At 70.8% G+C, this 12,992-nt stretch carries 13 protein-coding genes; 9 read left to right on the plus strand and 4 right to left on the minus strand.

The features are described 5' to 3' along the window. The first annotated feature begins 6 nt into the window (after positions 1 to 6). Complete coding sequence (locus Q5Y72_RS08225) at positions 7 to 195, plus strand: hypothetical protein (RefSeq protein WP_305962931.1); 189 nt, start codon at positions 7 to 9, stop codon at positions 193 to 195. 85 nt (positions 196 to 280) lie between these two features. Here the strand turns inward: Q5Y72_RS08225 and Q5Y72_RS08230 are convergent, their stop codons facing one another. After that, a complete protein-coding gene (locus tag Q5Y72_RS08230; RefSeq protein ID WP_305962932.1) occupies positions 281 to 1,150 on the minus strand; it encodes a branched-chain amino acid aminotransferase in 870 nt (289 codons plus the stop codon). Positions 1,151 to 1,305: 155 nt separating this feature from the next. Here Q5Y72_RS08230 and Q5Y72_RS08235 point away from each other — a divergent pair, with 155 nt between their 5' ends. Genes Q5Y72_RS08235 through Q5Y72_RS08255 form a run of 5 tightly spaced genes read left to right on the plus strand, consistent with a single transcriptional unit; the run spans position 1,306 to position 8,234 of the window. Beyond that, the gene (locus Q5Y72_RS08235) at positions 1,306 to 1,824 is read left to right on the plus strand and encodes a MarR family winged helix-turn-helix transcriptional regulator (RefSeq protein WP_305962933.1); all 519 of its coding nucleotides are present in this window, start codon (positions 1,306 to 1,308) and stop codon (positions 1,822 to 1,824) included. A 7-nt stretch (positions 1,825 to 1,831) separates the two neighbouring features. Then, positions 1,832 to 2,548: a response regulator gene (locus Q5Y72_RS08240; RefSeq protein ID WP_305962934.1), complete on the plus strand. Its 717-nt coding sequence runs from the start codon at positions 1,832 to 1,834 to the stop codon at positions 2,546 to 2,548. A 37-nt stretch (positions 2,549 to 2,585) separates the two neighbouring features. Beyond that, entirely contained in the window at positions 2,586 to 3,437 is an 852-nt protein-coding gene (locus tag Q5Y72_RS08245) for a uracil-DNA glycosylase (protein ID WP_305962935.1), read from the plus strand. A 56-nt stretch (positions 3,438 to 3,493) separates the two neighbouring features. Beyond that, positions 3,494 to 4,822, plus strand: a complete 1,329-nt coding sequence (locus Q5Y72_RS08250) for an efflux RND transporter periplasmic adaptor subunit (protein WP_305962936.1) — start codon at positions 3,494 to 3,496, stop codon at positions 4,820 to 4,822. Next, positions 4,815 to 8,234 (plus strand): efflux RND transporter permease subunit, encoded by a 3,420-nt coding sequence (locus Q5Y72_RS08255; RefSeq protein WP_305962937.1) that lies wholly within the window; start codon positions 4,815 to 4,817, stop codon positions 8,232 to 8,234. Before Q5Y72_RS08250 ends, Q5Y72_RS08255 begins: the two co-directional genes overlap by 8 nt. On the opposite strand, the gene Q5Y72_RS08260 is transcribed toward Q5Y72_RS08255, so the two are convergent. After that, the gene (locus Q5Y72_RS08260; RefSeq protein ID WP_305962938.1) at positions 8,176 to 8,976 is read right to left on the minus strand and encodes a protein-disulfide reductase DsbD domain-containing protein; all 801 of its coding nucleotides are present in this window, start codon (positions 8,974 to 8,976) and stop codon (positions 8,176 to 8,178) included. The two genes, Q5Y72_RS08255 and Q5Y72_RS08260, sit on opposite strands and share 59 nt — an antisense overlap. A 103-nt stretch (positions 8,977 to 9,079) precedes the next feature. On the opposite strand from Q5Y72_RS08260, the gene Q5Y72_RS08265 reads away from it, so the two are divergent. After that, positions 9,080 to 9,679: a YqgE/AlgH family protein gene (locus Q5Y72_RS08265; protein ID WP_305962939.1), complete on the plus strand. Its 600-nt coding sequence runs from the start codon at positions 9,080 to 9,082 to the stop codon at positions 9,677 to 9,679. 145 nt (positions 9,680 to 9,824) lie between these two features. Here the strand turns inward: Q5Y72_RS08265 and map are convergent, their stop codons facing one another. Next, entirely contained in the window at positions 9,825 to 10,625 is an 801-nt protein-coding gene (gene map, locus Q5Y72_RS08270) for a type I methionyl aminopeptidase (protein ID WP_305962940.1), read from the minus strand. 103 nt (positions 10,626 to 10,728) lie between these two features. Here map and Q5Y72_RS08275 point away from each other — a divergent pair, with 103 nt between their 5' ends. Continuing rightward, entirely contained in the window at positions 10,729 to 11,469 is a 741-nt protein-coding gene (locus Q5Y72_RS08275; protein WP_305962941.1) for a competence/damage-inducible protein A, read from the plus strand. Then, a complete protein-coding gene (locus Q5Y72_RS08280; RefSeq protein WP_305962942.1) occupies positions 11,466 to 12,179 on the plus strand; it encodes a GNAT family N-acetyltransferase in 714 nt (237 codons plus the stop codon). Before Q5Y72_RS08275 ends, Q5Y72_RS08280 begins: the two co-directional genes overlap by 4 nt. A gap of 9 nt (positions 12,180 to 12,188) precedes the next feature. On the opposite strand, the gene kynA is transcribed toward Q5Y72_RS08280, so the two are convergent. Then, entirely contained in the window at positions 12,189 to 12,977 is a 789-nt protein-coding gene (gene kynA / locus Q5Y72_RS08285) for a tryptophan 2,3-dioxygenase (protein ID WP_305963098.1), read from the minus strand. Positions 12,978 to 12,992 lie beyond the last annotated feature (15 nt).

The following is a 12,992-nucleotide window of genomic DNA, read 5'->3' on the forward strand; positions in this document are numbered from 1 at the left end:
CCGACGATGACCAAGCATATCAGCGACCAGCCCCGGACCCAGCATGGCACGAGGCTGCGCGAGTTCACCCGGCAGGAGCGCGAGTCCGGCACACATCCCGCCGTCGAGGCGCTGCGGTCGCGCCCGCAGAAGCGCGGCGAGGAAAATCGCAAGGCAGCCGAGTTCCTGCGCATCGAGCGCGAACTGATGAGTTGACCCGCAGGGGCGGGCAGCGCCCGCCCCCGGAACGCCCCGCCCGGTCCGGCCGGTTGGCCGCGCGGGCGAGGGCCGCATGGCGCGATCAGGCGCGCACCAGCCGTTCATAATCCTCGGCGACCTGGCGGGTCGTCTGGCCCACCTGGAAATGCCAGTCGCCGATCTGGCCCACCGGGGTGACCTCGGCCGCGGTGCCGGTCAGCCAGCATTCCTGAAAGCCGTCCAGTTCTTCGGGGCGGATGCGGCGTTCATGCACGGTCATGCCCTTGTCGCGCAGCATGCCGATGATCGTCTGCCGGGTGATACCGTTCAGGAAGCGGTCGGCCTGCGGGGTATGGACCTCGCCATCCTTCACGAAGAAGATGTTGGCTCCGGTCGCCTCGGCGACATAGCCCTCCCAGTCCATGAACAGCGCGTCCGAACAGCCCTTGGCCTCGGCGGCATGCTTGGACATCGTGCAGATCATGTAGAGGCCGGCGGCCTTGGCGGCGGTCGGGATGGTCTCGGGCGAGGGGCGCTTCCACTTGGCCACGTCCAGCTTGGCGCCCTGCCACTTCGCATCGCCGTAATAGCTGCCCCATTCCCAGGCGCAGACGGCCATGCGCACCGGGTTGCGCGCCGCCGACACGCCCATGTCGGGCCCCGAGCCGCGCCAGGCGACGACGCGCAGATAGGCGTTCTCGAAGCCGTTGGCCTTCAGCACGGCCTCCTTGGCGCCATCGATCTCGTCGGCGCTGTAAGGGATGGGCATGTCCAGCAGGCGACCCGACTCGATCAGCCGCAACGAATGGTCGTGGCCCTTGAAGATCTTGCCGTCATAGCAGCGCTCGCCCTCGAAGACCGAACTGGCGTAATGCAGCGCGTGGGTCAGCACATGCACCTTGGCGTCGCGCCACTCGACCAGTTCGCCATCCATCCAGATCTTGCCGTCGCGATCATCATATGCCGCCGTCATGTCTCTCTCCATCAGGTTCGGGTTTTCGATTATTTCACCGGGCCGCCCGAATCCGGCCCATTTGTTGCGCAAGGCTCTTGACGGCTAGCAATCGAATCTTGGAAAGTCAACAAGGCTGCCCTATCAGGGCGGAAACGCACCGAAAGGATGACAGGATGCAAGGCAAGGCGCGGGTCCAGGCGATGATGGGTGAGGATCTGCTGTTTCTGACGGACGATCAGCTGCGCCGGGGCATCGAGGCGATGTTCTTCGCCTATCGCGCCTTCACCGCCGATCCCGACATGATCCTGACCGACATGGATTACGGGCGCGCCCATCACCGCGCGCTGCATTTCGTCAACCGCGATCCGGGGCTGACCGTGACCGCGCTGCTGGCGGTGCTGGGCGTCACCAAGCAGTCGCTGAACCGGGTGCTGCGCACGCTGATCGATGACGGGCTGGTGGAAAGCCGGGTCGGCCGCCGCGACCGGCGCGAAAGGCAGCTTTTCCTGACCCCCAAGGGCACCGCGCTGGAACGCCGCCTGTCCGAGGCGCAGCGGGCGCGGATGCGCGCCGCCTATCGCAATGCCGGGCCTCAGGCGGTGGCGGGCTTCCGGCAGGTGCTGGAAGCGATGATGGACCCCGAGACGCGCGCGCAGTATCAGGCCATGAAGGACCTGCCCGAGGATCACTGAGAGGCCCATGACCAGCCCCGACACGCATATCCTGATCGTCGATGACGACGAACGCATCCGCGCCCTGCTGGGCCGGTTCCTGCGCAAGAACGGCTTCATGGTGACGATGGCGCGCGACGCCGCGCAGGCGCGGCGGCTGCTGGCGGGGCTGGAGTTCGACCTCATCGTGCTGGACGTGATGATGCCCGGCGAGGACGGCTTCTCGCTGACCCGCGGCCTGCGCGAGAGCATCCAGACGCCGATCCTGCTGCTGACTGCCCGCGGCGAGATCGAGGACCGGATCACCGGGCTGGAAAGCGGCGCCGACGACTACCTGCCCAAGCCGTTCGAGCCGCGCGAACTGCTGCTGCGGATCGCGGCGATCCTGCGCCGCGTCCCCTCGGCCGAGGTTGCGCAGCCGAAATTCCTCAGCCTCGGGGCGCTGCGCTATGACACCGACAAGGGCGAATTGTGGCAGGGCGACCAGCCCTTGCGGCTGACCGGCACCGAAACGGCGCTGCTGCGCCGGCTGGCGGCCAGCCGCGGCCAGCCGGTCAGCCGCGCCGAGCTGATCGACGATCTGGGCCGCGGGGCCGGGACGGCCTCGGGCGAGGAGGGGGACAATTCCGAACGCGCCATCGACGTGCAGATCACCCGGCTGCGCCGCAAGATCGAGCCCGACCCCCGCGAGCCGCGCTTTCTTCAGACCGTCCGCGGCACCGGCTACATGCTGGTCGTGGACTGACTTGCCGCCGGCCGCGCACCCGCCTAGCCTCGCCCCCATGATGCCCGACCCGACCTATCGCGGAATCGCACTCGACGCCCGGACCGCGCTGGCCCTGCTGGAATGGCAGGCCGAGATGGGCGTGGACGAGCCCGTGCTGGACGCGCCGCTGGACCGGTTCGAACTGGCCGCGCGCGCGGCTCCGCCGCCGGCCGCGGCGCCCGCGATCGACCTTGCCGGGCCCGCGGCTGCGCCGTCCCGCCCGGCCGCGCTGTCCGAGGACGCCGGCGCGGATCTGGCGGCCCGCATCGCCAAGGCCGAGGCCTTGGCGGCGGCCGCCGACAGCCTTGCCGCGCTGGCCGAGGCGCAGGAGGGTTTCGACGGGATCGAGCTGAAGAAGGGCGCGCGGAGCTTCTGCTTTGCCGACGGCAATCCTGCCGCCCGCGTCCTGATCCTCGGCGAGGCGCCGGGCGACGAGGAGGACCGGCAGGGCCGCCCCTTCGTCGGCCGCGCCGGGCAGCTTCTGGACCGGATGTTCGCGGCGATCGGCATGGCGCGTGACGCGGTCGACGCGGAACGCGCGCTCTACATCGTGAACGTGCTGGCCTGGCGCCCGCCCGGCAACCGTGACCCGAGCCCGGATGAAATCGGCGTGAGCATGCCCTTCGTGCGGCGCCACATCGACCTTGCCGGGCCCGAACTGATCGTGCTGATGGGCAACATTCCCTGCCAGGCGGCGCTTGGGCTTCGCGGCATTCTGCGGCTGCGCGGCCAGTGGACACAGGCCTTCGGGCGGCCGGCGCTGCCGATGGCGCATCCGGCCTATCTGCTGCGCAATCCGGCCGCCAAGCGCGAGGCCTGGGCGGACCTTCTGTCGCTGGCCGCCCGGCTGGAATCGCTTTCCGTTTAGGTTTCGTTTCCGCATCATGCGCTAACCGGTTCCCGACACAACCCGGATGACCCCCCATGCGCTTTCTGCTCCGCAGTCTCGGCGGACTGTTCCTGACCTTCCTGACCATCGGCCTGCTGTTTCTGGCCGCGTTCCAGATGTGGCAGGCGGTCAGTTCGCGCGCCGGCGGCGCCGGTCCCGGGCGCGGCGGCGCCGAACAGGTCTATACCACGCGGCTGCTGAACGTGACGCCGCGGCGGGTGCAGCCGGTGATGCGGGTGTTCGGCACCGTCGAGTCGCGGCGACGGCTGGAATTGCGGGCCGGGGCGGCGGGCCAGATCGTCCATCTCGACCCTGCCATGCAGGAGGGCGGGCAGGTGGCGGCGGGGCAGCTTCTGGTGCGCATCGACCCCTCGGCCGCGCAGGCGGCGCTGGACAGCCAGCAGGCGGCCCGCGACGATGCCGAGGCGACGCTGCGCGATGCGCGCCGGAACGTGCAGGTGGCAACCGACGATCTGGCCGCCGCCGAGCGTCAGGCCGAACTGCGCCGTGCCGCAGTCCAGCGGCAGGAGGCGCTGGCGGACCGCGGGCTTGGCGCAGGAGCCGAGCGCGAGACGGCGCAACTGGCCGCCTCGGCCGCCGAACAGGCGGTCATCGCCGGCCGCTCGGCCCTGGCCTCGGCCGACAGCGCGGTCACCGCGGCGGTGAACGCCCTGCGCCGGGCCGAGATCGCGCTGGCCGAGGCGCGGCGTGCCCTCGATGAGACGCGGATCACCGCAGGCTTTGCCGGCCGCGTCACGGCGGTCACCGCGGTCGAGGGACGGCTGGTCAGCCTGAACGAACAGCTGGCAGAGATCATCGACCCCGACGCGCTGGAGGTTCAGGTGCCGCTGTCGCTGGATCAGTATGCGCGGCTGGTCGCCGGTGGCGGGCAGTTGGCGGAACGTGCCGCGACGGTGGTCCTCGATGGCTCGGCGGGCCGGCTGACCGCAACCGCGAGGCTGGACCGTGCCGCCGCCTCGGTGGCCGAGGGCGCGGCCGGTCGGATCGTCTTTGCCCGCATCCTCGAGGGCGGCGAGGCGCTGCGCCCGGGCGATTTCGTCAGCGTCGAGATCGCCGAGCCCGAGATCGCAGGCGCTGCACGGATCCCTGCGGCGGCCGTCGGCCCCGATGGCGCGGTGCTGGTCGCAGATGCCGAGGGGCGGCTGTCGGCCGTGCCGGTCAGCGTGCTGCGCCGGCAGGGCGACGACGTGATCATCGCGGTTCCGGCGGCGCTGGACGGGGCGCGGATCGTGGCCGAACGCGCCCCGCAGCTGGGCGCCGGCATCCTGGTGCGCGATGCCGCGGCACCGGCGCCTGCGGGCGACCAGCAGGCGCAGGGCCTGCGGGGGCCCGGAAATGGCTGAGGGCCGCGACATGGCCGGGGGCGACGCCGCCGCCGGCGGCACGGGCCTGCTGTCGATCTTCACCCGGCACCGCACGCTGGCCAATCTGGTCATGGCGGTGATGGTGGTCGGCGGGCTCTACGCCGCCCCGCAGCTGCGCGCGCAGTTCTTCCCCGACACCGTGGTGCAAGAGATCGACGTCGAGGTGCGTTGGGACGGCGCCGGACCCGAGGATGTGGACCGCTCGATCGTGGCGGTTCTGGAACCAGCCCTGATGGGCGTCGAGGGCGTCGCGCTGACGACATCGCGCGCCGTGCAGGGGCTGGCCGCCATCACCGTCGAGTTCGAGCCCGGCTGGGACATGTCACGCGCCGCCGCCGAGATCGACAGCGCCGTCGCCGCGGCCGGTGACCTGCCCGAGGAGGCCGAGGATCCCGAGATCCTGCGCAGCGCCTGGCGCGACCGGGTCGCCGATGTGGTGATCTCGGGGCCGGTCGGGCTGGACCAGCTTGGCCGCATCGCCGATGATTTCGCGAACCGGCTTTATGCCGAGGGCATCACCCGGCTGTCGATCACCGGCCTTGCCGCGCCCGAGACGCTGATCGAGACGCGGATGATCGACCTCGTGCGCCATGACGTGACGCTGCAGGAGATCGCGGCCGTGGTCGGTGCGACGGCTTCGGCCAGCCCGGCGGGCGACGTGGCCTCGGGCGCCGCCCGTGTCCGCACCGGTGCCGAGACGCGGGCCCCCGCCGATGTCGCGGCGCTGGTGCTGAAGGCGCTGCCCGACGGCACCCAGCTGCGTATCGGGGACGTGGCCGAGGTGCGCCAGTCGGGCATGGACCGCAACGTGGCCTATTACGTCGACGGCGACCCGGCGGTGATGGTCGCGGTCCAGCGCAGCGCGCTTGGCGATGCGATCGGCATGCAGCGCAGCGTCGAGGCGGTGGTTGCCCGGATGGCGCCCGCCCTGCCGCAGGGCGTGACGATGGATCTGGTGCGGGCGCGGGCGGAACTGATCTCGGCGCGGCTGAACCTGCTCTTGGACAACGCCGTCCTCGGGCTGGGGCTGGTGCTGGCGCTGCTGTTCCTGTTCCTGAACGCGCGCACCGCGCTGTGGGTGGCGGCGGGCATCCCCGCCTCGCTGCTGGCGGCGGTGGGGCTGATGTATCTGACCGGGATGACGCTGAACATGATCTCGCTGTTCGCGCTGATCCTGACCCTGGGGATCATCGTGGACGACGCGATCGTGGTGGGCGAACATGCCGACTACCGGGCCCGAAAGCTGGGCGAGCCGGCTGTTCTTGCCGCCGAACGCGCGGCGGCGCGGATGGCCGCGCCGGTCGTTTCGTCCACGCTGACGACGATCATCGCCTTTGGCGGGCTGGTCGCCATTGGCGGGCGTTTCGGCGACATGATCGCGGACATTCCGATGACGGTGATCCTGGTGCTGGCCGCCTCGCTGGTGGAATGTTTCCTGGTGCTGCCAAGCCACATGGCCCATGCGCTGACCCGCGCGGCCCGGCGCCACTGGTATGACCGGCCCTCCAAGCTGGTCAATCGCGGGCTGGACTGGCTGGTGGCGCGGCTGTTGGGGCCGATGACCGGCTGGGTGCTGCGGCTGCGCTATCCGGTGCTGGCCGCGACCATCGCCATGTTCGCCTGGTCGGCCGCGGCTCTGGTCGGCGGGGCGGTGCCCTGGCGGTTCTTCGATGCCCCCGAACAGGGCAGCGTCGCGGGGAATTTCGCGATGCTGCCGGGGGCCACGCGCGAGGACACGATCCGGGTGATGGGCCTGGTGCAGGACGCCGTCGACCGGGTCGCGGCGGAATACGAGGCGGAATACGGCATCAGCCCGGTCACCCATGCGATGACCCAGGTCGGCGGCAATTCCGGCCGACCCCTGCCGGGCGCCGATACGCGGGATGCGGACCTGCTGGGCGCGATCCAGCTGGAACTGATCGATCCCGATTTCCGGCCCTATTCCAGCTTCGAGTTCGTGTCGGCGCTGCAAGAGGCGATGCCGACCGATCCGCGGCTCGAGACGATCAGCTTTCGCGGCTTCCGCTCGGGGCCGGGGGGCGATGCGATCTCGGTGCGGATGACCGGCGCCGAGGCGCAGCGGCTGAAGGACGCGGCCGAGGCGCTGAAGCTGCGGCTTGCGGCCTTCCCCGAGGTCTCGGCGCTCGAGGACAGCATGGCCTATGACAAGGACGAGCTGGACCTGCGCCTGACCGCGCAGGGCGAGGCGCTTGGCTTCACGACCGAGACCCTGGGCCGCGACCTGCGCCAGCGCCTTGGCGGCATCGAGGCTGCCAGCTTTCCGGTCGGCACCCGCACCGGCGCGATCCGCGTCGAGATGCCCGAGGACGAGCGGCGCGGCGACTTCCTCGACCGGATGATGATGCGCACCGCCTCGGGGCAATGGGTGCCGCTGGGCGATATCGTCACCGTGACCCGCGCGGCCGGCTTCTCGGTGATCCGGCGCGAGAACGGCGAACGGATGATCGCGGTCACCGGCGACATCTCGGACGACGACCCGGCCCGCGCGGCGCAGATCGCCCGGCAGATCGAGGACGAGATCATGCCCGCGATCGCCGCGGCCCACGGCATCAGCTTCGAGACGACCGGCCTTGCCGAACAGGAACGCGACTTCCTCGGCGACGCCGCGGCGGGCTTCGCGCTGGCGCTGGGCGGCATCTACATGGTCCTGGCCTGGATCTTCGCCAGCTGGAGCCGCCCGCTGGTGGTGATGGCAGTGATCCCCTTCGGGCTGATCGGGGCGGTCTGGGGGCATCACCTCTGGGGCCTGCCGATGTCGATGTTCTCGATCGTCGGGCTGATCGGCATGTCGGGCATCATCATCAATGATTCCATCGTGCTGATCTCGACCATCGACGAATATGCGCGCGACCGGGGCCTGCGCCCGGCGATCCTGGACGCGGTCTGCAACCGCTTCCGGCCGGTGCTGCTGACGACGGCGACGACGGTGCTGGGTCTGGCACCGCTGCTTTACGAACGCTCGTCGCAGGCGCTGTTCCTGAAGCCGACCGTGGTCACCCTGGCCTACGGGCTGGGCTTCGGCATGCTGGTGGTGCTGCTGGTGGTGCCGGCGGTGCTGGCGGCGGGGGCGGATCTGGGACAGGCGCGGCTGGCCTTCCGTCGCGGGTTGCGCGCCCCCGCGCTGCGCGGGCCGCTGCGTGCGGGCGCGGCGCTGGCCGGGCTGGCCTTGGCGGCAACGATGCTGCCGGCGACGCTGTTGCCCGCGCTGGGCGTCGGGGTTCCGGGCTGGTGGCCGGTCGCCGCCTCGCCGCTGGCCGCCCTCGGCTGGTATCTCGCCGGGCTGGCAGGCGCGGTGCTGCTGGCCGGAGCGCTCAGCCTTGCGGCGCGCAGCCGCGCATCTCGACCGCGCCGGACGCACCGACCAGTGTGATTCGCAGCCCGTCCGCGTCCAGATCGAAGGGCTTCGCCTCGGGCGGCACGAAATCGGCGCTGGCGATGGTCGTGCCATCCTCGTCGCGCAGCGCGGCGGACGAGACCCAGACCTCGGGCCGGTCCGGCAACTCGACCGCCACGACCTGCGCGCCGGTCATGGCAGCCGGCAGGTCCATCTCGAGCCGCATCCCGTCCGCGATCTCGTCCAGCCGGCAGGCCGGGCGCGCGGCTACCCGCGCCGGCACCCGCGCCAGCGCCTCGGCGATGCGCGGGTCGGGGGCGTCCGCGGCAGGCCCGGCGCGCAGGCTGACCCGGCCCGGCACGCAGATCCGCTCGCACAGCCCGAAATCGACCGAGGCGGCCAGATCCAGCGGCAGGGCCGGATCGCGCGGCCGCGCCGTGAAGGGCAACACCAGCACATCGTGATAGCCAAGGCTGGTGTCCTCCCCCGACCGGATCGCCTCGGGCGCGGGCCAGTGAAATTCCACGTCCCGAAGGTTCCGCGACGCCTGCCAGTCGAAGACGGGCGGCAGCCCGCTGTCGCCCGGGCTGCGCCAATAGGTCTTCCAGCCGGGCTTCAGCCGCAACTCCAGCGCGGCGACACGGCGCCCCTCGGCATCGATCCAGCCCGGCAGCAGGCGCGCGGCGTCCAGCCCCGGCGGCAGGGTCTCGGCCGAGGCGGCCGACAGGGCGGGCAGGGCAAGGCAAAGGCCCAGCAAGGCGGCAGCGGCATGTCTCATGCCACCGCTCTAACGCCTCGCGCCGCGTCGCAGAAGTCACAAACGCGCGCGGGGCTTGCAACCCGGACCCCAAGCGCCGATCTTGAAACGGCAAGGAGAGATGATGAGCAGAAGCCCCGACCCCGACCCCGACACCGCCCCCCCCGGCCTGACCGGCAAGATCCTGATCGCCATGCCCGGCATGGCCGATCCGCGTTTCCAGCGCTCGGTGGTGCTGATCTGCGCCCATTCCGCGGACGGCGCGATGGGGCTGGTGCTGAACCGCCCGCTGCCCGAGATCGGCTTTGCCGACCTTCTCGACCAGCTCGGGATCGAGGCCGACACCACCAGCCGCAGCATCGAGGTGCGCTTCGGCGGCCCTGTCGAACCCGGTCGCGGCTTCGTGCTGCACAGCGTCCCCGAACATGGCGACGACCCCGAGGGCCGGCTGCGCATCGGCCGGGCGCTGGCGATGACCACGACCCGCGACATTCTCGAGGATCTCGCCCATGGCCAGGGCCCCGAGGCCGCGGTCCTGGCGCTGGGCTATGCGGGATGGGGGCCCGGACAGCTGGAAGACGAGATGCTGCAGAACGGCTGGCTCACCGGCGAGGGCGCGGACGATCTGATCTTCGGCACCGACAACGACGCCAAATGGCCCGCCGCGCTGAGGGCGCAGGGCATCGATCCCTCGCTGCTCTCGGCGGCCGCCGGCCGCGCCTGAGCCGACCCGCCAACCCCGCCGCTTTGCCTTGGCGCAAATATCCTCTGGGGGTCCGGGGGGCGAAGCGCCCCCGGCCGTCGCGGGACGCCGATCATCGTGCCGCACGTCCAGCCGCGCACGCCGTGCCGGCGGACCGTGTCACGCCTCAGCCAAGTTCGGGAAAGAACCGTGCCGAGCCGGTGAAGATCTCGGCCCCGTCGGCACGCACGCCGATGGAATGCTCGAACTGCGCCGACAGGGACTTGTCGCGGGTCACCGCCGTCCAGTCATCGGCCAGCACCTTGGTCTCGGGCCGGCCCAGATTGATCATCGGCTCGATGGTGAAGAACATGCCCTCCTCCAGCACCGGGCCCTTGCCGGGGCGGCCGAAATGCAGCACGTTCGGCGGCGCGTGGAACACCCGGCCAAGCCCGTGGCCGCAGAAGTCCCGCACCACCGACATGCGATGCCCTTCTGCATAAGCCTGGATGGCGGCGCCGATATCGCCGAAGGTCGCACCGGGGCGCACCGCCTCGATCCCCTTCATCAGGCAGTCATGGGTCACCTGGATCAGCCGCTGCGCCTTGATCGAAGGCTTGCCGGCGACATACATCCTGCTGGTGTCGCCATACCAGCCATCGACGATCACGGTCACGTCGATGTTCAGGATATCGCCGTTCTGCAGCAGCTTCTCGCCGGGGATGCCGTGGCAGACCACATGGTTCACGCTGATGCAGCTGGCATGCTGATAGCCGCGATAGCCGATCGTGGCCGAGGTCGCGCCCGCCTCGGCGATCCGGTTGCGGATGAAATCGTCCAGCGTGCCGGTGGCAACGCCCGGCGCGACCAGCGCGCCCACCTCGTCCAGGACCCGCGCGGCCAGCGCGCCGGCCTTGCGCATGCCCTCGAAATCCTCGGGCACATGGATGCGAATGCCTTCGCGGGTGATGCGGCTTTCCTGATCCATCGCTGATCCTTTCCTCTGCCCGCATAGATAGCGCCCGGATGCCACTTGTTCCAGTGCCGTGCGTGCGCATAGAAGAAGGCGGAACCAGCGGGGGGCGGCGGCCATGCAATCAGACAATCCGACGGCGGCAATCCTGGTGATCGGCGACGAGATCCTGTCGGGCCGCACGCGCGAGGGCAATGCCCATCACCTGGCGCAGGTCCTCTCGGCCACCGGTTTCGACCTGCGCGAGATCCGCGTCGTCGCCGATGATGCCGACCAGATCGTGGCCGCGGTCCGGGCGCTGGACGCCAGCCTCGGCGGCGCCTGGGACCTGCTGTTCACCTCGGGCGGCATCGGGCCGACCCATGACGACATCACCGCCGATTCCGTCGCCGCCGCGCATGGCACCAGCGTCGAGATCCATCCCGAGGCCCGTGCCCTGCTGCAGGCCCGCTGCGACCGGATGGGCACGGAACTGACCCCGAACCGGCTGCGCATGGCGCGCATCCCGGTGGGCGCGCGGCTGATCGACAATGCGGTGTCGGCCGCCCCCGGCTTCTCGATCGGCAACACCCATGTCATGGCGGGCGTCCCCGAGGTGTTCCGCGGCATGGTCGCCTGGCTGATCCCGCGCCTCGCGGCCGGCCGTCCGGTCCGCTCGGAGACGGTCGAGGTGCGGCGCGGCGAAAGCGACGTGGCCGAGGAACTGCAGGCCGTGGCGGGCGAGTTTCCCGATGTCTCGATGGGCAGCTATCCCTATCACGACGAGCGCGGCTGGGGCACCAACCTGGTTGTGCGCGGCCTCGATGCCGAGCGCGTCGCCGTCGCCATGGCCGAGCTGAAGCGCAGGCTGGCGCTGTGATCGACGCCGCGCTGGCCGCGGCCTTCGAGGCCACCTGGCCCTCTGCCGCGTATCGCGCGGCGGGCGGCCTTCGGGTCGGGCAGGGCCTCGGCGCCGGGGCGCGGGTCGGGTCGGCGCGCGCGGTGTCGGACTGGTCGGGGGCCGATCTGGACGCGGCCGAGGCGATCCACCGCGGCTGGCAGCAGCCCGCCCTGTTCCGCGTCACCGATGGCGACGAGGCGCTGGCGGCGGCGCTGGAGGCGCGCGGCTACGGGCCCCGGACGCCAACCGCAATCCTCGAGGCGCCGGTGGCGCGACTGACCCTGCTTGCGGTGCCCTCGATCACTGCCTTCGCGATCTGGCCGCCCCTGGCGATCCAGCGCGAGATCTGGGCCACGGGCGGCATCGGACCTGCGCGGCAGCAGGTGATGGCACGCGTGGCCGGGCCGCGCGCGGCGATCCTCGGCCGCATCGAGGATCGCGCCGCCGGGGCGGGCTTCGCGGCCATCCACGGCGATGTTGCGATGATCCATGCGATCGAGGTGCTGCCGGCATGGCGGCGCAGGGGGCTGGCCGGCTGGATGATGCGCGAGGCGGCGTTCTGGGCGCAGGCAAAGGGCGCAGCCCGGCTGGCGCTGGCGGTCACCCGCGGCAATGCGGCGGCGCTGGCGCTGTATCGCGGGCTGGGCTTTGCCGAGGTTGGCGGATACCGCTATTTCGGACGCGACTGAGCGGCGCCCTCACAGCTGCGTGCGGACCTGCCAGAGGTCGGGAAACAGCACCGCCTCCAGCATCCGGCGCAGATAGCTGACCCCGCCGGTGCCGCCGGTGCCCCGCTTGAAGCCGATCACCCGCTCGACCGTGGTGACGTGGTTGAAGCGCCATCGCCGGAAGTAATCCTCGAAATCCATCAGCTTCTCGGCCAGTTCGTACAGCTCCCAATGGGTGCGCGGGTCGCGATAGACCCGTTCCCATGCGGCGATGACCGCCGCCTCGGGCTGGTGCGGGCAATCCAGCCGGCTGCGCGGCGCGACGTCGAAACCCGCCACCGCCAGCCGTCCCAGGACCACATCGTAAAGCGAGGGACGCGCGGCCTCGGATCGCAGCGCCCCGGCGAGGTCAGGGCGATGCTCGTGCGGGCCGATCATCGCCATGTTGCGGTTGCCCGCGACGAATTCGATCATGCGATACTGCCAGGACTGAAAGCCGCTGCTTTCGCCGAGGGCGGCGCGAAAATCGGTATAGTCGCTGGGGGTCATGGTGCGCAGCACGTCCCAGGCGCTGTTCAGCTGTTCCATGATCCGCGCAACCCGCGCCAGCATCTTGAAGGCCGGCTGCAGGTCGCCCGCCGCGATCAGGCCGCGCGCGGCGTCCATCTCGTGCAGGGCCAGCTTCATCCACAATTCGCTGGTCTGGTGCTGGATGATGAACAGCATCTCGTCATGGGCGGCCGAGCGGGGGTGCTGGGCCGACAGCACCGCGTCGAGACCAAGGTAATCGCCATAGGACATGCGGTCGCGAAACGACATCCGCGCGCCGTCCGG

This window comes from Paracoccus spongiarum (genome assembly GCF_030732095.1).
Taxonomy (GTDB): Bacteria; Pseudomonadota; Alphaproteobacteria; order Rhodobacterales; family Rhodobacteraceae; genus Paracoccus; species Paracoccus spongiarum.